The sequence below is a fragment of the Caproicibacterium sp. XB2 genome, from assembly GCF_044880635.1.
In the GTDB taxonomy this organism is placed as follows: domain Bacteria; phylum Bacillota; class Clostridia; order Oscillospirales; family Acutalibacteraceae; genus Caproicibacterium; species Caproicibacterium lactatifermentans.
The window spans coordinates 994702-1012960 of record NZ_CP173227.1 but is presented as its reverse complement, the minus strand read 5'-3'; the positions used below and the strand labels follow the sequence as shown (position 1 = coordinate 1012960).

18 protein-coding genes and 2 pseudogenes are annotated in these 18259 nt (G+C 50.1%); all 20 read left to right on the top strand.

Annotation, left to right across the window (positions count from 1 at the left end; translation table 11 throughout):
* Positions 1-16: 16 nt before the first annotated feature.
* Positions 17-481, top strand: coding sequence for a DUF523 domain-containing protein (locus ACIHKT_RS04895; protein ID WP_086035811.1), 465 nt, complete (start codon positions 17-19; stop codon positions 479-481).
* A 38-nt stretch (positions 482-519) separates the two neighbouring features.
* Positions 520-1220: pseudogene (locus ACIHKT_RS04890) on the top strand (class III extradiol dioxygenase subunit B-like domain-containing protein); the annotation flags it as partial.
* Entirely contained in the window at positions 1200-1886 is a 687-nt protein-coding gene (gene amrA / locus ACIHKT_RS04885) for an AmmeMemoRadiSam system protein A (RefSeq protein WP_236858981.1), read from the top strand. The pseudogene ACIHKT_RS04890 and the gene amrA, both read left to right, overlap by 21 nt.
* Positions 1883-2713 carry an AmmeMemoRadiSam system radical SAM enzyme gene (gene amrS / locus ACIHKT_RS04880; RefSeq protein WP_086035810.1) on the top strand — a complete coding sequence of 277 codons (831 nt, stop codon included), beginning with the start codon at positions 1883-1885 and terminating at the stop codon, positions 2711-2713. The genes amrA and amrS overlap by 4 nt, the downstream gene beginning before the upstream one ends.
* 45 nt (positions 2714-2758) lie before the next feature.
* Complete coding sequence (locus ACIHKT_RS04875; RefSeq protein ID WP_157658937.1) at positions 2759-2926, top strand: hypothetical protein; 168 nt, start codon at positions 2759-2761, stop codon at positions 2924-2926.
* A complete protein-coding gene (locus tag ACIHKT_RS04870; protein WP_086035809.1) occupies positions 2923-4515 on the top strand; it encodes a recombinase family protein in 1593 nt (530 codons plus the stop codon). Before ACIHKT_RS04875 ends, ACIHKT_RS04870 begins: the two co-directional genes overlap by 4 nt.
* A 20-nt stretch (positions 4516-4535) precedes the next feature.
* Positions 4536-5387 (top strand): annotated as a pseudogene (locus ACIHKT_RS04865) (nucleoside recognition domain-containing protein); the annotation flags it as partial.
* 291 nt (positions 5388-5678) lie between these two features.
* Positions 5679-6566: a DUF5685 family protein gene (locus ACIHKT_RS04860; RefSeq protein WP_086035807.1), complete on the top strand. Its 888-nt coding sequence runs from the start codon at positions 5679-5681 to the stop codon at positions 6564-6566.
* On the top strand, positions 6567-7226 hold the full coding sequence (locus ACIHKT_RS04855) for a DnaJ domain-containing protein (protein ID WP_086035806.1): 660 nt from the start codon (positions 6567-6569) through the stop codon (positions 7224-7226).
* A gap of 15 nt (positions 7227-7241) precedes the next feature.
* Positions 7242-7793 (top strand): hypothetical protein, encoded by a 552-nt coding sequence (locus ACIHKT_RS04850; protein ID WP_174193126.1) that lies wholly within the window; start codon positions 7242-7244, stop codon positions 7791-7793.
* A 484-nt stretch (positions 7794-8277) separates the two neighbouring features.
* On the top strand, positions 8278-9180 hold the full coding sequence (locus ACIHKT_RS04845; protein WP_086035804.1) for a MurR/RpiR family transcriptional regulator: 903 nt from the start codon (positions 8278-8280) through the stop codon (positions 9178-9180).
* Positions 9167-10423, top strand: a complete 1257-nt coding sequence (locus tag ACIHKT_RS04840; RefSeq protein ID WP_236849647.1) for an NAD(P)/FAD-dependent oxidoreductase — start codon at positions 9167-9169, stop codon at positions 10421-10423. Before ACIHKT_RS04845 ends, ACIHKT_RS04840 begins: the two co-directional genes overlap by 14 nt.
* Before the next feature lie 96 nt (positions 10424-10519).
* Positions 10520-11188: a (d)CMP kinase gene (gene cmk / locus ACIHKT_RS04835; RefSeq protein ID WP_174403193.1), complete on the top strand. Its 669-nt coding sequence runs from the start codon at positions 10520-10522 to the stop codon at positions 11186-11188.
* Between the two features lie 31 nt (positions 11189-11219).
* Entirely contained in the window at positions 11220-11852 is a 633-nt protein-coding gene (locus ACIHKT_RS04830) for a 1-acyl-sn-glycerol-3-phosphate acyltransferase (RefSeq protein ID WP_157658936.1), read from the top strand.
* Between the two features lie 3 nt (positions 11853-11855).
* Entirely contained in the window at positions 11856-13832 is a 1977-nt protein-coding gene (locus ACIHKT_RS04825; RefSeq protein WP_086035800.1) for a bifunctional 4-hydroxy-3-methylbut-2-enyl diphosphate reductase/30S ribosomal protein S1, read from the top strand.
* A gap of 128 nt (positions 13833-13960) precedes the next feature.
* Complete coding sequence (yunB, locus tag ACIHKT_RS04820) at positions 13961-14599, top strand: sporulation protein YunB (protein ID WP_174403192.1); 639 nt, start codon at positions 13961-13963, stop codon at positions 14597-14599.
* A gap of 81 nt (positions 14600-14680) precedes the next feature.
* Complete coding sequence (ligA, locus tag ACIHKT_RS04815; RefSeq protein ID WP_086035798.1) at positions 14681-16663, top strand: NAD-dependent DNA ligase LigA; 1983 nt, start codon at positions 14681-14683, stop codon at positions 16661-16663.
* A gap of 36 nt (positions 16664-16699) precedes the next feature.
* Positions 16700-17008, top strand: coding sequence for a YhbY family RNA-binding protein (locus tag ACIHKT_RS04810; RefSeq protein WP_086035797.1), 309 nt, complete (start codon positions 16700-16702; stop codon positions 17006-17008).
* Positions 17009-17066: 58 nt separating this feature from the next.
* Positions 17067-17678 carry a nicotinate (nicotinamide) nucleotide adenylyltransferase gene (gene nadD / locus ACIHKT_RS04805; RefSeq protein WP_086035796.1) on the top strand — a complete coding sequence of 204 codons (612 nt, stop codon included), beginning with the start codon at positions 17067-17069 and terminating at the stop codon, positions 17676-17678.
* The gene (gene yqeK / locus ACIHKT_RS04800) at positions 17675-18256 is read left to right on the top strand and encodes a bis(5'-nucleosyl)-tetraphosphatase (symmetrical) YqeK (protein ID WP_086035795.1); all 582 of its coding nucleotides are present in this window, start codon (positions 17675-17677) and stop codon (positions 18254-18256) included. The genes nadD and yqeK overlap by 4 nt, the downstream gene beginning before the upstream one ends.
* Positions 18257-18259 lie beyond the last annotated feature (3 nt).

The window sequence follows — 18259 nt, the reverse complement described above, 5'->3', positions numbered from 1 at the left end:
ATAAGGAGAATACAAAATGAATATTCTTATCAGTTCCTGCCTTACCGGACTTTGCTGCCGATACGACGGCGGTGGGAAAACGCTTTCCTGCTTGCCAGAATTGATGCAGCATTTCCATATGGTTCCATTTTGTCCGGAAATTTACGGCGGAATGCCTACACCGCGCAGTCCAGCCGAAAGGCAAGGAACACAAGTCATCTGTAAAAATGGCAAAGATGTAACTGCCGCTTATCAGCGCGGTGCGGAGGAAGCGCTGAAAATCGTGCATTTGTATCACTGCCCGTATGCAGTCCTGAAAGAACGCAGTCCGTCGTGTGGATTTGGCCAAATATATGACGGCTCCTTTTCAGGGTGTTTGGTAGCAGGCAGCGGTGTCACAGCGGAATTGCTGGCAAAGAATGGCGTCCGAATTTTTGGCGAAAGCCAAGCCAAAAAACTACTGAAAAAGGCGGCAGCTGAAAGCAGACAAACTGTGTTATAATAGACAAAAGATTTTAAAAAAATCGGAGGCGATTCATCATGTCTATTCTGGCGGCATTTGCAGTTCCACATCCACCAATCCTTATGCCGGAGATCGGTCACGGGGAAGAGCACAAAATTCAGAGTACCATAGACGCTTACCGCACAGTTATGCGGCGTGCGGCTGCGCTGCACCCGGAAACGGTCGTTGTGACTAGCCCACATACGGTTCTTTATGCAGATTATTTTCATATCTCACCGGGCGAACAGGCACAGGGCAGCTTTCTGCAGTTTGGTGCGCCGCAGGTTGAGGTGCAGGTTTCCTATGACAGTGCGTTCACAAAAACACTGATGCAACGCTGCGGCGAACGCCACATTCCTGCAGGTACATTTGGGGAGCGCAGCAGTGCACTGGACCATGCAACGATGATACCTCTTCGTTATTTGCAGGAATTTACGTCCAGTTTTCGGGTAGTACGGATTGGCTTATCCGGCCTTTCACCGTTGGTGCATTATCGTTTGGGACAGTGCATTGCTGACACAGCGGAAAAGCTTGGCCGCCGCACGGTCGTCATTGCAAGCTGACGCAGGACGGCCCATACGGCTATGCGCCGGAAGGACCGCAGTTTGATAAAGAGACGACGGTCATGCTGCAAAAGGGCGATTTTCTTTCTCTGCTCAGTATGGACCCGGACCTTTGTGAGGCGGCCGCGGAGTGTGGGCTGCGCTCATTTTGGATTATGGCGGGTGCGCTGGACCGTAAAGCTCTGCGAAGCGAACTGCTGTCGTATGAGGGACCATTCGGGGTTGGCTACGGTGTTGCTTCTTTTTTGGTTACAAGTAAAGACAATACCCGGAATTTTGGGGAACAGTATGCTACGGCGGAAAAGAGACGTGCTGCGGTGCGGCAGCAGGCGGAAGACCCATGGGTGCGCCTTGCTCGTTTGAGTTTGGAAACGTATGTAAGGACTGGACAGTATGCTGCCCTGCCGAAAAATCTACCGCCGGAACTCGCCGGTACCCGTGCCGGTGCGTTTGTGTCGCTTAAAAAAGATGGACGCCTGCGCGGCTGTATTGGAACGGTTCAACCGACACAGAAAAGCGTAGCGGAAGAAATTTTAAACAATGCCGTTTCCGCCGCTGTTCATGACCCACGCTTTGGTCCGGTTACACCGGAAGAACTGCCGCAACTTGTCTATAGTGTAGATGTCCTGCAAATGCCGGAGGCGGTTGCATCCTCCAAAGAACTGGACGCAAAACGGTATGGCGTTATCGTACAGAATGGGAACCGCAGCGGATTGCTGCTGCCGAACCTTGCCGGTGTGGATACGGCTGAAGAACAGATTGCGATTGCCCGGCAGAAAGCGGGGATTTCTCCGTATGAGCCAGTTAAGCTGTGGCGCTTTCGGGTGGTGCGTCACACATGAGCACAGTTTGTACACTTTGCCCGCATCACTGTCAACTGGAATCGGGACAGACCGGTCTGTGCCGTGCACGAAAAAATCGGGACGGCACAATACAGTGCAGCAATTATGGACAGCTGACAGCTCTTGCGTTGGACCCCATTGAAAAGAAGCCGCTGCGCCGCTTTTATCCGGGCAGCTATATTTTGTCCGTTGGCAGCTATGGCTGCAACCTGCGCTGTCCCTTTTGCCAGAACAGCAGCATATCCATGGCAGGAGAAGAAAGCGGCACGCTTTTTGTTTCACCGGAACAGCTTGTGCAGAAAGCGCAGGAATTTGCGCATGCGCCGCGTGGAAATATTGGTCTTGCTTTTACCTACAATGAGCCGCTGGTAGGATATGAATATGTGCGGGACTGCTCCCAACTGGCACATATAAAAGGATTAAAAACCGTTGTTGTAACCAATGGAATGATTTGTAAGGAGCCGTTTCAAAAGCTTCTGCCGCTGATTGATGCTATTAACATTGACCTCAAGGGCTTTACACCTCAGTATTATCGGCACTTAGGCGGTGACCTGAAAACAGTCATGCAGAATATTGTGCTGGCATTGCAGTTTTGTCATGTTGAAGTGACAACGCTGATTGTGCCCGGTGAGAATGATTCTGCGAAGGAAATGAGTGCCGAAGCTTCTTGGCTTGCTTCCCTTAGTCCGGATATTCCGCTTCATATCAGTCGGTTCTTTCCTCGGTATCGTGAAGAGGATAAGGAGCCGACACCGGTACACGTGATTTATCATTTGTGTGAAATCGCCCGCCAGTTTCTGCATGATGTGTATCCCGGCAATTGCTGAAAAAGGCAATTTACCGTATATTGTACAACCCAGCAGGAATAGGCTGTGTGGGGTGATGCAGTTATGATTTTAGAGCAGGATTCAGCAGTTTACGAAGTGGAAAACACACAGATAGAGGTGGAACGGATTTATGTTGGGGAGATTCCTTTGCCGGATTTGATTGTTCGTTATTTTCAGGAAGAAAATGCTGCCGGGGACAGTGGTCGGCCGTGAACAACAACGGTGTGGGACAACAAAAACAGTACACGGCCGCTTTGTATATGCGTTTATCGCGGGATGACGGCATAGGGGAAAGCGCAAGCATTGGCACACAGCGGGAAATGCTGCGTAGTTATGCCCAAAAGCATGGCTTTATCATTTTTGATGAATATGTAGATGATGGCTGCAGCGGCACAAACTTTGATCGGCCCGCGTGGAAGCGAATGATTGCGGATATTGAGCGGCATAAAATAAATTTGGTGCTGACAAAGGACCTTTCCCGTTTGGGCAGAGATTATATCACAGCGGGACAGTATACAGAATTATACTTTCCGGCTCACGGCGTTCGCTGTATTGCTGTCAATGATGGGTATGATTCCGCCGGCCCCTATACGGACCTTGTCCCATTTAAAAATGTGATGAACGAATGGTATGCCCGCGACATCTCCCAAAAAATTCGCGGGGCCTTGCATACGAAAATGGAGGCAGGCGCTTTTATTGGAAATTATGCGCCGTATGGTTACCGAAAAGACCCGCAGGACCACAACCGCCTCCTTCCGGATTCGGTATCCGCACCAGTGGTCAAACGAATTTTTCGTATGGCAGCAGATGGCAGACGCCCTTCTGAAATTGCCGAAGCACTGGATCAGCAGGGTACTCCGCCGCCGTCGGTTTACCGAGCACTGCGCCTGTCACAGCAAATGCCTCCGGATTTTTCCAAACGAGGCTGGTCGCCATCTACCATTTGTAAAATGCTGCATAACGTTGTGTATCTTGGCCATATGGTACAAGGAAAAACGACAAAGCTGTCCTTTAAAAGCACTGTCGTTCTGCAAAATGCGCCGGAAAATCGGGTGCTGGTTCGCAGCACGCATGAACCGCTTGTTCCGCAAAGAGTATTTGATTTGGTACAGAAGCATACGGTATCCCGCCGCCCGGCCGCACAGGGAACTTTTGTAAATCTTTTCTCCGGCCTTGCAAAATGTGCGGATTGCGGACGAAACCTTTCTTCCAGCGGGACTGGACAGAAAGGGAAAAAAGGTTTGGTTTGCAGCGGATATAAGTTATATGGCAGAAAAACTTGTTCCAGCCATTTCATTCGCTATACGGTTCTTTGTCAGGCGGTGCTTAGGGACCTGCGTGTGCAGTTAAATTTGTCCTCAACACAGCGGCAGCAGGTCCTACATGACATGCAGCAGAACATACCGAAGGCCATATCGGACAGCGAGCAGCAGGAAATAGCAGACCTGCAGACACGTCAGCGCAAGCTAAAGCAAATTTTGCGTCAACTGTATGAGGACCATGTCAGTGGTTTGCTGTCGGACAGCCGCTTTCAAGACTTGCTTGCTTCCTTTGGAAAGGAACAGCGGGCTCTGACGGCACAGCTGTCCGTACTGCGGCCGAGAACAGCGGCTTCAAAGTCTCAGATTGCCGATATACACTGGCTGGAGACTTTCTGCCGTGTTCCGGAACTGACGCAGGATTTACTGTTTGCTTTTATTAAACGCATTGATGTAGGGCAGGCCGTCTGTATACAGGGCGGCCGTGCATACCGTCGACAGCATATCACGATTGTTTATGCTTTTTCTAAGCCGGAAAAATAAGCCGCATAAATTTCCCAAGGGTGTGCATGGGCTTTGGGTGCAATGCGGCCGGTGTGACCGGCTGCCGCATTATTGATTCTCCGAGGGAACGGCTGATTGCGATTCTAACCAACAACTTTGTTCCCTGCAACGGTCGTTTTCCAACACTGATTGCAATTATTTCTATATTCTTTGTCAGCAGTATGTCTGGCGTGCTGCAAACAACTTCGGCGGCACTTATTTTGCTGGCGGTGGTTGTTCTGGGCGTACTAACAACTTTTTTAACATCCCGAGTGCTTTCCGCTACAGTTCTCAAGGGCATCCCGTCATCCTTTACGCTGGAACTCCCGCCATACCGCCGCCCGCAGGTCGGTCGTGTATTGGTCCGCTCCTTGCTGGACAGAACGATTTTTGTTCTGGGACGCGCGGCTTCCGTGGCGGCGCCAGCTGGACTTTTCCTCTGGCTTCTGGCTAACCTGCATGTGGGGCAAAGTACACTTTTGTCCATTTGTGCCGGGGCGCTGGACCCAATCGGCCATTTTTTCGGCATGGACGGTGTCATCCTGCTGGCGTTTATTTTGGGATTCCCCGCCAACGAAATTGTGGTACCCATTATGCTCATGGGTTACCTTGGCATGGGACAGCTGACGGAGATGGGCAGTTATGCTTCTCTGCAGGCACTGCTCCTGCATAACGGTTGGACTTGGGTAACAGCAGTGTGTGTTGTGTTATTTTCACTTATGCACTGGCCATGTGCTACAACCATTCTGACCATACGCAAAGAAAGCGGTTCCTGGGAATGGACGGCATTGGCTGCGGCTTTGCCAACCACCTGCGGGCTTGTTCTCTGCGCTCTGCTGGCAAATGGTGCCAGACTGTTTGGCTTCGTATAATAAAAAGAGAAGGGACCGCCCGCTGTTTTGTCGCTGGACGGTCCTTTTCCTGTTTTTCACTGTGCTTATGCGTAATCCTTTACAGACGATATATACTAATGATGAAGATGTTTTCTTTGAAAATCATACAAAAAGGCCCAGAATTTACAGATAAAAAGAACTTTTTGACATTCCAGCGGGAGAATTTTTCAGATTCAAATCATTGTTCATAATTTATTAATTCACTCTTATGGGATTGTATAGTAAAATTAAAATGTCGGAAATTGAGATACAAAAAGGGGACGGATGCACTTGTTTGGTTACATCAGGCCCCAAAAGCCTGAATTGCGGGTGCGGGAATATGAGGCATATCGGGCAGTCTACTGTAGCATCTGCCGGGTGTTGGGCAGGCACTATGGCATTTTCTCTCGGCTGATTCTCAGCTATGACAGCACTTTTTACGCGTTGCTTCTGCTTGCACTGCAGAAAAAATATGTTCCGTGTTTCGCGGGTGGACGCTGTGCTGCCAATCCGCTGAAAAAATGTATGTACTGTACCAATGCACAGCCTTCTTTAAAGCAAGCGGCGGCACTGAGTATTCTGCTTTCTGTGCAGAAACTGCAGGATGACCGCCGTGACCGCGGCCGCTGGCCACGCTGTCGAGCGTTTTTTCTGCTTCCTTTTCTGCATGGTGCCCACAAGAAGGCCGCTGCGGATTTTCCATGGATGGAGCAGGCCGTATGCACCTGTATGCGCCAGCAGGCGGAAGCGGAAGCAGAGCCGGATTCCACTTTGGATGATTGCGCCCAGCCGACGGCGGAAATGTTGTCAGCAATTCTGGCGCATGAGGGCGGCACCGATACGGAACCGCTTTATCTGCGGGTTCTGCAGGAAACCGGTTTTTATCTTGGCCGTTGGGTATATCTGATGGATGCAGCAGATGATGTAGAAAAGGATGCGGCGGATGGAGATTTCAACTGGTTTGTTCGTCATTATCAGGTAACAAAGGACAGCTCACCGGAAAAGCTGACGGAAGTACACACATTTGCCAATGCAGCCATGAACCTGACCATGTCCCGGCTGTGCGCCGCTTTTAATTTGCTGGATTTAAACAGCTTTGCTTCCGTTTTGCGCAATATCATAGAGCTGGGGCTTCCAAATATGCAGAAGCAGCTGCTTTTTAAAAAGGAGACTAAATAAATGTCAGATCCATATCAGGTTCTTGGCGTATCACCAAGTGCAACAGATGAGGAAGTAAAAGCGGCTTACCATAAGCTTGCAAAAAAATATCATCCGGACAACTACGCCAACAGTCCACTGGCGGATTTAGCCAGTGAAAAAATGAAGGAAATCAATGAGTCCTATGATACGATTGTCAACCAGCGTAAACAGCAGGCACAGCAGGGGCCTTTTACCGGGAATCCCTATCAGGGGAGCTACTATGGTTATGCTGGAACACAAAGTCAGTCTTCGTCCGGCTTTTCAGATGTGCGTTCTTATATTCGTGGCGGACGTTTGGCGGATGCAGAACAGATACTGGACGGTGTACCGGCCGAGAACCGCAACGCTGAGTGGTATTTTTTAAAGGGAACTGTTTTGTACAACCGTGGACAGCTGGAACAGGCATCCAACTACATCGGCCATGCCTGTCAAATGGACCCAGGCAACGGCGAATACCGTGCAGCTATGAGCCAGATAAACGGCCAGTACCGGGGCTATTACGGTGGCTATAATCCATCTGTTCAGAACAATCGGTCTGACATGGATCAAGCCTGTAACTGTTGTGGGAATCTTGTGTGTGCAGACGCTTGCTGTGAATGTTTCGGCGGCAATCTGATTCCATGCATTGGCTGTAGATAAGGGGGCGCTGCCGATATGAAAAGAGGGCATACGCTGAAAGTTGCTTTCAGCGGGATCTTAATCGCGCTGGCATTACTGTTTATCTGTTTGGGCGGTATTCTACCGGCTATGACATATGCCATGCCGGCGCTGGGCGGGCTTATGCTGATTCCCGCTGTTGTTGAGCTTGGCCCAGGCTGGGCATGGCCGGTTTACTTTGCATCGTCTGTTTTAGGCGTACTGCTAGGACCGGATAAAAGCGCTGCTGTACTGTTCCTTTTCTTTTTTGGTTATTACCCGATTGTGAAGGCACTGCTGGAACACAAGGTTCACAGTCGCCTGCTTTGCCTGCTTTTCAAACTGTTGCTTTTCAATGCGGCGGCAATAGCGGCATTCTATATCAGTGTCAGCCTTTTGAATGTACCAAAAATGGTTTTTTCTATTGCCGGTATTTATTTGCCGGGTGTGTTGCTTCTGTTGGCGAATTTTGTATTTTTGCTTTATGATTATGCGGTTGGTGGTGTGGCAGCTTTCTATTTTTCACGATTGCACCGCTTTATCAGCAAGTGGCTGATTGGAAATTTTTAATTGCCCGTAGTGTACCACTGCAGAGATGTTAATGCAGTGGTACTTTTGTGCCAATTTTTGAAAGAGATCGGATGCCGTACCAGAGGAAATGCAGGTGGAAAACTTTTTCTTGCTTTTTGGGGCAGAAGGTTCTAAACTTACTTATAAGAAACCAGAAGGACAGCAGAGTTTTTTTAGTTGACAGATTTCATGGGCAAGTTTATAATGTGGTTGATAAAGCTTGAAATTTGCGGCCCAATAGGGCAAACATAAAATAGACCCCCGGGAGCGGCCACTTCCGGGGGTCCTCTTTTGGCCAGCAGTTCTTTGGCTTTTTGTTCATCTGTTTACTGCCCGCAAACATGGTTAAAAGAATAAAGCCTAAAGCAAAATGGCATTTTTTATCATACAGGACATATTGACCTTGCGGTCCTGCCATAGAAGATAGGTGCCAAAACCGGGAATAATGAAAACAGCGGCCGCTTTCATAGGAGTGAATGAATTAATGAATGACAGCTTAACGCAGAGAATACAGGAGAATATGCGCTCTTTTTCCAAAGGACAGCGCCTGATAGCTACGTATATAATGGAACACTATGACAAAGTCGCATTTATGACAGCCTCTCGACTGGGCAGCACAGTGGGCGTCAGTGAATCTACTGTTGTTCGCTTTGCAACAGAGATTGGCTACGATGGTTATCCAGAACTGCAGCGTGCAATGCAGGAGATGATTCGCAGCAAGCTGACGATTGTACAGCGTATGGACGTTACCCGGGAGCGCATCGGTGACAACGATATTCTGGACACAGTCCTCGGTCAGGACAGTGACGTTATCCGTCGTACCATGGAGTACACGTCCCATGATGAATTCTATAAAGCTGCCGATACGATTTTGGCTGCACGCAAAGTGTACATTCTTGGTGCGCGCAGCTGCCAGGCGCTGGCATCTTTTCTTGCCTATTATCTGGGCCTTTTATTGGAAGATGTTATTCTGGTGCAGGCTACCAGTGAAGCGGAAATCTTTCAGCAACTCATCCATATCAATGAGAACGACGTGGTCATTGTTCTTAGTTTCCCGCGCTATTCCCGCAAAGCAACAAAAGCAATGCAGTTTGCCCATGAATGCGGTGCCAAAGGTATTGCCATTACAGATACTGCGGCATCGCCGGTGGCAAAGCACGCAGATTACGCGCTGCTGGCACGCAGTGATATTGCCGCCATTGTGGACTCTTTGGTTGCACCGCTCAGCCTAATTGATGCGCTGGTCGTTACTCTCTCTCTGAAAAAGCAAAAGACAATGGACCCAACCTTTAAGCGGCTGGAGGCCATTTGGGACGAATATCATGTCTACGAAAAAGTAGACAATGAAAACACCGAAAAGGATGATACAAAACATGCAGAAGCCTGATGTGCTTGTAGTAGGGGCGGGGGCTGCTGGCTTGATGGCAGCCGGCACAGCCGCATCTCGCGGATTGACTGTTTGGCTTGCTGAAAAGAACGCTGCTCCCGGGAAAAAACTGGGAATCACCGGCAAAGGCCGTTGCAACCTTACCAACGACTGCATAATTCCGCTGTTTCTGGAAAACGTGCCTACCAATCCCCGTTTCCTGTATGGTGCATTGAATCGTTTTTCTCCTGCGGATACCAAAGCCTTTTTTGAGGGACTGGGTGTTCCGTTGAAAACCGAACGCGGCCGCCGCGTTTTCCCACAGTCGGATAAGGCATCTGATATTGTAGATGCACTGACCAACTGGGTTACACAAACGGGCGTCTATACGATACGCGGCAGTGCCGAACGGCTTTTAACACGAGCCGGACATGCTGCTGGTGTGCAGATGTCGGATGGACGCCGCATAGAAGCAGAACAGGTTATTCTTTGCTGTGGCGGGGCATCCTATTCCAGCACGGGTTCTAATGGCTCCGGCTATCGGATTGCGGCAGAAGCGGGTCATACTATTCTGCCATTAAAGCCGTCCCTGGTACCGCTGACCTGTGCGGGTGAGGAATGCCGGGATATGATGGGCCTTTCTCTGCGTAATGTCAGCTGTACGTTTTACGATAATGTTCGTAAAAAAGAAGTGCACCGAGAATTTGGAGAAATGCTTTTTACCCACTTTGGCGTATCCGGACCCATTATTCTAAGTGCCAGTGCACATCTGCGGGAAATGTCCGTAGGTCGGTATCGCATGGATATCGATTTAAAGCCAGCCCTTTCACTGGAAAAACTGGATGCACGCCTGCTGCGTGACATTTCCGCACATCCGGCTCGCGCTTTCTCCAACGCACTTACGGATTTGTTGCCGCATAAGCTAATTCCGGTGGTGGTCCAACGGTCCGGCATTCCGGCATTTACAAAGTGCGGAGAAATCACGCGGGAGCAGCGGCATGACCTAATTCATCTTTTAAAGGCATTTTCTTTTACGATTACTGGTTCCCGCCCGCTGGAGGAAGCAATCGTCACCAGCGGCGGCGTTTCCACCAAAGAAGTGGACCCGCGTACCATGCAGTCCAAAAAGATACCCGGTCTTTACTTTGCAGGTGAAATTTTGGATGTGGACGGCTATACAGGCGGCTACAACCTGCAAATTGCTTTTTCCACAGGTCGTGTGGCCGGAGAGAATGTGCAGGGCACATATGCTCCAGAAAGCTGAATCTACTTTGCCTTTTGACCTTGATTGTAGTATACTAAACAGGTATGCATTTCCATCTGTTCTATATAAATCCCTTTTAATATGGAGGACTTGTACATGATTCAAATTGCGATTGATGGTCCGGCCGGAGCAGGGAAAAGCACCATTGCGCGCAAAGTTGCTGCTCAACTGGGTTTCCTCTATGTAGATACCGGTGCGCTTTACCGGGCGGTTGCACTGCACGTTTTGCGGGCAGGCGCAGCTGCAGCGGATACAGCCGCTGTAACAGCATTGCTGCCTAGTGCTCACATTTCCCTGCGGTACGAAAACGGCCTGCAGGAAGTTTATCTGCAGGGTGAAAATGTTTCCGAGGAAATACGCACGCCACAGGTCAGCCGAGCCGTTTCTGCCGTATCTGCCATTCCAGAGGTGCGGGAGTTCCTGTTTGGGTTGCAGCAGCAGCTGGCGCGGGAAAACAATGTAATCATGGACGGCCGCGACATTGGCACAGTGGTGCTGCCGCAGGCACAGGTTAAAATCTTTCTGACAGCTTCTCCGGAGGATCGTGCACAGCGCCGTTTTCAGGAAATGCAGGGAAAGGGACAGGCTGTTTCCTATGAAACGGTTCTTGCGGATATTCGCAAACGCGACGAGCAGGACACGCACCGCGCAGTGGCACCGCTCAAGCAGGCGGCTGATGCTGTTCGGGTGGACACGACTGGCAATACGCTGGAAGAAAGCGTTACCCGTCTGTCCCGGTTCATTCGCAAAAAGTTGGGACTGTGATTTTTGGCAGAAAGAAAGGACGAAACCTGCAATGAAAATGACACCTCTTTATCGGTTCGCTAAAATCGTTCCTTCGTGGTTTGCACGGCCGATTGTACCGTACCGTGTGCGCGGCAGGGAGAATATTCCCAAGGAAGGCGCGGCGATTCTCTGTATCAACCATATTCGCAACTCTGACCCCGTTCGTATTTTTCTTTCTTGCCGCCGGCAGGTCTTTTTCCTTGGAAAACAGGAATTGTTTAAAAATAAATTTATCAGCTGGGTATTGCGTAATGTTGGTGTTATTCCTATTCAGCGCGGCCGCAGTGACCTTGGCGCCATTAGCAGCGCCGGTCAGCATCTGCAGCGGGGTGATCTGCTCGGCGTCTTTATCGAGGGTACCCGCAGCAAAGACGGGACATTAGGCAAGCCAAAAGCTGGTGCCGCTATGCTGGCGTGGCGCTACCATGTTCCGGTCATTCCCTGCTGTATTACAGCTAGGGGAGAGCATCTGCCGAAAACATTTGAAAAATGCTGTGTGACTTACGGGAAACCCATTATACCGGAAGATCTGGGACTGAAAGATGGAAAAAGCAGTGAGTTTCGGGAAGCCAGCCGTCTTATTATGGATAGAATACGCGCCATTCGGGAAGAAGACCTGAAGACCTTTGAAAAGGGAGCATAACTGTTGCAGGTAGAAGTAGCAAAATCAGCCGGTTTCTGCTTTGGAGTTAACCGTGCTGTTACAATGGTAAAGGACCTGCTGCAAAAGGGCAGGCAGGTTTGTACACTGGGGCCAATCATTCACAACCCGCAGACACTGGCGGAGATGGAGCAGATGGGTGCGTCCGTTGTGGACCGCCCGGAACAGGCACCGGTCGGAAGCACACTGGTTATCCGCAGCCACGGTGTTTCACGGCAGGTGCGGGAGCGGATTGCGCAGCTTCCTGTTCAGTGCGCAGATGCTACGTGCCCTTTTGTCGCAAAGATTCACCGCATCGTTGCACAGCAGGGCAGAGAGGGACGCACGGTGCTGGTAGCTGGTAACCCGAACCATCCGGAAGTGCAGGGGATTTTGGGGTACTGTACTGGCCCGGCATATGTTTTCCGTTCAACGAAGGAATTGCAAAATCTGCTGGAAAGCGGGCAGGTTCCACAGGAAACTGCTGTATCTGCCGCAGCTCAAACGACTTTTAGTGTAGCAGAATGGCGAAATTGTCTAAAAATTCTGAATAGGGTATATACAAACATAAAAATTTTTGATACAATATGTAATGCGACTGTAAGCCGTCAGGCTGAAGCAGAACAGCTGGCGCACACCTGTGACGCTATGATTGTTTTGGGCGGCCGTCAAAGTTCCAATACGGCCAAGCTGTACGATGTATGCAAAAAATATACAAAAACTTTTTTTGCACAGTCAGCGGCCGACTTGCCCCGCGGTGCTTTTGCGGGGATGCATCATGTAGGTATTACTGCCGGTGCCTCCACACCGGCAAGTATAATAAAGGAGGTACTAGTTACCATGGCAGAAATTAATGAGGGCGTGAATAGCAGCCCGGAAACCGCGGACGGCGGTGACAACTTTGCAGAGATGCTCGAGGAGTCTCTGAAAAGTTTAAATACAGATGAGAAGGTACATGGCGTTGTCGTCGGCGTTACCCCGACAGAAGTTCTGGTAGATGTCGGCCGCAAACAGTCTGGTTTTATCCCGCGCGCCGAGCTGACCAGCGACCCCAATGCAAAAATTGAGGATATCGTAAAAGTCGGCGATGAGATGGACTTGCTTATCATGCGTACAAACGACCAGGAGGGCACAATCATGCTTTCCAAGCGCCGCTTGGATGCTGCAAAAGGCTGGGATGAGATCGTCGCAGCGGAAGAGGACCAGACCGTTCTGACCGGCAATGTTGTTGAAATCGTCAAGGGTGGCGTCATTGCTGTTACCCATGGTGTGCGTGTCTTTATTCCGGCTTCCCAGGCAACTGCATCCCGTAGCGACCCGCTGGACGCACTGCTCCACCAGGAAGTAAAGTTCCGTATTATTGAAGTGAACCGTAACCGCCGCCGCGCGGTCGGTTCCATCCGTTCTGTCCTGCGCGATGAGCGCAAGAAGCTGGCCGAGAAGTTCTGGGAAACCGCAGAAGTTGGCAAGGAATATGACGGTGTTGTGAAGTCCCTTACTTCTTACGGCGCATTTGTAGACCTCGGCGGCATTGACGGTATGATTCATATCAGTGAGCTGTCCTGGACTCGGATTAAGCATCCGAGCGAAGTTGTCAATATCGGCGACAAGGTTCATGTGTACATCAAGAACCTGGACCACGAAAAGGGCAAGATTTCTCTGGGCTATAAGCTCCCGGAGGACAACCCGTGGGAGGTTCTCAAGCGGGATTATCCGGCCGGCACCGTTGTTGAGGCTACCATTGTTGGTATGACTACATTCGGCGCATTTGCCCGCATTATCCCCGGCATTGACGGCCTTATTCATATTTCCCAGATTGCGGACCACCGCATTGAGAAGCCACAGGATGTCCTGCAGATGGGACAGACTGTGAAGGCTGTTATCACAGATATCGACTTTGACCGTCACCGTGTCAGCCTGTCTATCCGCAAGTTGATTGAAAGCGGCGAACTTGCCGATACAGCCGAAGACTCTGCTGAATAAAGTTTGAAATGCAGGCGTGCAAAAAAGAACTTCGGTTCCTTTTTGCGCGCCTTTTCTTTTTGCCGGAACCTTTTTTTCTATTTCTGCTTATACTAACGGCAGAGAACTACGGAAAAGGAGGCATTGAAATGCACAGATTTCACTGTGGTCGGCCAGCGGCATGGGGGATACTCCTGTTGGTGGCGGTCATGGTCATCGCTGTTGTCGGCTTTGATATTGCAGTGCGTCCGTACGCCGCCGCCGTGGTGGCTTGTGAGGCAAAAAATTACGCAGTCAAAGCGGTGCAGGCCGCAGTGCAGAAAGAACTGGGCGGAAAGAATGTGGACCATGGCAGCTACGTGCAGATTGTACGCAATACCGACGGCAGCATTCAATCCATCAGCAGTGACGTGCAGAAGCAGAACGCTCTGCAGGCGGAACTGACGCAGGTCGTGCAGAATCTGGTTAGCAGTCAGCCGCAGGAAACTGTCGGTGTGCCGCTGGGTACATTGACCGGCAGCTCTTTTCTGCATGGAACCGGTCCGGTTATCCCTGTACATGTCACACTTTGCAGTACAGTGCAGTCACATATTGTCAGCGCTTTTGATAGTACCGGCATCAACCAAACACGCCATCGGCTGACACTGCGCGTGGAGGTTAATATGTATACCTATTTTGCAGGTAAAGATGCGAATCAGCGCGCCGAAGTAGACATTCCAGTTGCGGAAACTGTCATTGTTGGCACGGTGCCCGGCGTGGTGCTACAGCCTTCCGGTAAAAACAGCTGAGAAACAACGGATATTTCCCTGCAGAATTCATACACTGTTTAAAATACAATCGTTTATTAAGAAAATGTGAGGATTATAGAAATGCAGCAAGAAGAAGCCCAAAAAAAGGTTGTAGAGCTGCGGGAACAAATTCGGTATCATAACCGCAAATATTATGTGGAAGATGCGCCGGATATCGACGACTATACTTATGATATACTGTATCGGCAGCTGCAGAATTTAGAGGCGGCATTTCCGGAGCTGCGTACACCAGATTCGCCTACCCAGCAGGTGGGCGGTGCTGCACTGCCGCAGTTCAGCAAAGTGCATCATCAGGTCGTTATGGAAAGTCTACACGATTCTTTTTCTCATGCGGAGCTGCAGGAGTTTGACCGCCGTGTGCGTGACGAGGTTTCTCCGGTTACCTACGTTGTGGAACCAAAATTTGACGGGTTGTCGGTGTCGCTGGAATACCGTGACGGCATTTTTGTGCGCGGTTCCACGCGCGGTGACGGAACCGTTGGTGAAGATGTGACGGAAAATCTGCGTACTATTCGGACCATCCCCAAAACATTGACACAGCCGATTCCGTATCTGGAAGTACGTGGGGAAGTGTATATGTCACATGACAGCTTTTTCAAGTTGTGCGCACAGCAGGAGCTGACCGGCGAAAAGCCCTTTAAAAACCCGCGTAACGCCGCCGCGGGCTCCCTTCGTCAAAAGAACAGTCAAATTACAGCGGCGCGTGTACTGGACATTTTTGTATTCAATGTACAGCAGATTACAGGAAAAACACTGTCCCACCACGATGAGGCGCTAGATTATTTAAAGCAGCTGGGCTTTACGGTTTCACCGTTCTATAAAATCTGTCATACAATCGAAGAAGCAATTGATGCGGTGGAAAAGGTTGGAAGTGTGCGCGGTAGCCTTGGTTACTCTATAGACGGTGCCGTTATCAAGGTCAACGACTTTGCGCAGCGGCAGGAACTTGGCAGCACTGCAAAATTTCCAAAGTGGGCAGAGGCATTTAAGTATCCGCCGGAGGAAAAACAGACAAAGCTGCTAAATATTGAAGTGAATGTCGGCCGGACCGGTGTCTTAACGCCCACCGGTGTTTTTGAACCGGTTGCGTTGGCCGGTACCACCGTCAGCCGTGCGACACTGCACAATCAAGATTATATTACAGACAAAGATATCCGTATTGGGGATATGGTCACACTGCGGAAAGCAGGGGAAATCATACCGGAAGTTGTCAGCGTTGTTTCCCATGCGCCTGACTCGGAACCATATCGTCTGCCTGCGGTGTGTCCTTCCTGCGGCAGTCCAGTTGTTCGGGAACCGGGTGAGGCAGCGGTCCGCTGTACAAATGCCGCCTGTCCAGCACAGCTCTCCCGCCATCTGATTCACTTTGTCAGCCGGGACGCCATGAATATTGACAGCTGTGGTCCAGCCGTCATTGAACAGTTGATTTCCAAAGAATTGGTGCATTCTCCAGTGGACCTGTACTCTCTTACGCTAGCACAGCTGACCAGTATTGAGCGCATGGGGGAGAAGTCAGCGCAAAACTTGCTGGATGGCATTGAAAAGAGCAAACAAAACGACCTTTCCCACCTGCTTTTTGCGATGGGCATTCCGCACATCGGACAAAAAGCGGCAAAGCTGCTGGCAGCCCGATTTGGCAGTATGTCCGCTCTATTCCAGGCAGATACCGCAGACGTTGCTTCTATTGACGGTTTTGGCGATATCATGGCGAAAAGCGTAACGGAATTCTTTAGTCTTTCCGCTACCGCTGAACTGGTTGGTCATTTGCGGGACGCCGGTGTCAACATGGAAAGTGCACTGCGGGTATCGGAAGACAACCGCTTTGCTGGAAAAACGTTTGTCCTTACCGGTACGCTGCCGGATTTGACCCGTGTGGAAGCTTCTGCACTGATTGAAAAATATGGCGGCAAAGTAACCGGCAGTGTGAGCAAAAAGACAAGCTATGTTCTTGCAGGGGAGGAAGCTGGCAGCAAGCTTACAAAGGCACAAAAACTGGGTGTTCCGGTTCTGTCACAGAACGATTTCCAGAAAATGCTTTCCTAAAATATAAAATAGCAGAAAAGATAAGGAGATATATATATGCTGAACAGCAAACAGCGCGCTTATCTGCGTGGACTTGCCAATCCATTGGAAACCATTTTAATGGTTGGCAAGGGCGGCATTTCATCTGATGTAGAGTATCAGGCGGACACCGCTTTGGAAAAACGAGAACTGATAAAGGGCCGTGTCCTGCCGGAAACCTGTCCCGTTTCTGCAAAGGAAGCAGCCAACATACTGGCGCAGGCTGCCCATGCGGAAGTGGTGCAGGTGATAGGTTCCCGCTTCGTTTTGTACAGGAGAAATGATAAAGAACCGAAAATCACTCTTCCCAAAAGCAGAAAAAAGTAATACAATAGAATTTATATAGCGGTTTGCTGGGGCAACCACTGGGACAGGGGGATGCACAATGGACAAGCTGCTGGTATATGGCGGTACTTTTAATCCGATTCACAACGGGCACCTGCATTTGGCTTCAGCCTTTGAAAAAATAACAGAGGCAGAGCGTGTGCTGTTGATTCCCACTCGTGTGCCGCCGCATAAAGAGGCTCCGAACCTCATTTCCGGAGAACAGCGGTTTGATATGTGCCAACTGGCAGTACAGCGGCGCGGGTGGCAGGTAAGTGATATGGAGCTTCGCCGGCTGGCCCCCAGCTATACCTCCGACACACTGACGGAACTGGCACAGGAGAACCCCAACACCAAACTTTATTTTTTGACAGGGGAAGATATGTTCCTTACGCTCTTTTCTTGGCATGACCCACAGTGCATTCTGCGGCTTGCTACGGTTTGTGCGGCACCGCGCAGCCTTACTGGCATGGACAAAATGCTCGATTTTGCGGATAAAATTCGGGAAGCGGGCGGGCATGCACTGGTGCGTAATGTACGTTACCTGCCAGTTTCCTCCACACAGGTGCGGGCACGGGTGCGGGCCGGAAAAGATGTGCACGCACTTGTCCCGTCAGCTGTTGAGTCCTATATTGCACAGAATTCTTTGTACAGGGAGCCGATGAAAACTTGACTATTCAGGAAGGAAAAAAGCTGATTCGTCCGCTGCTAGGAGATTATCGTTATCATCATTCTGTTTGTGTCAGTCAGTCAGCAAAAATTCTGGCTGTACGGTATGGTGCAGACGAGAACAAGGCGGAAACAGCTGGAATCCTGCATGATATTATGAAAGATATTCCCCATGATGAGCAGGTACAGCGCATGGAAGGGTACGGCATTGTACTTACACCGCTGGAGCAGCACGCACCAAAGCTGTGGCATGCTATTCTTGGCAGCGCTTATCTGCAGCAGGAACTGGGTATTCAGGACAAGGAAATCTTGAATGCTATTCGTTACCACACAACAGGGCGGGCCGGCATGACCCTAATGGATAAAATCATTTTTACTGCAGATTTTATTTCGGCAGACCGTACATACAGTGGTGTGGACGAGTTCCGCCAAATGGCAAAGCAGGACCTCTCAAAAGTGATGGAGAAAGAACTTGCCTATACGATTTCTGATTTAGCCGGCAATGGGGTGCCTATTCATCCCGATACACTGGCGGCATATAACGAAATTACACTGCAGAAGATTTCAAAAAAGGAAGGCTGATTG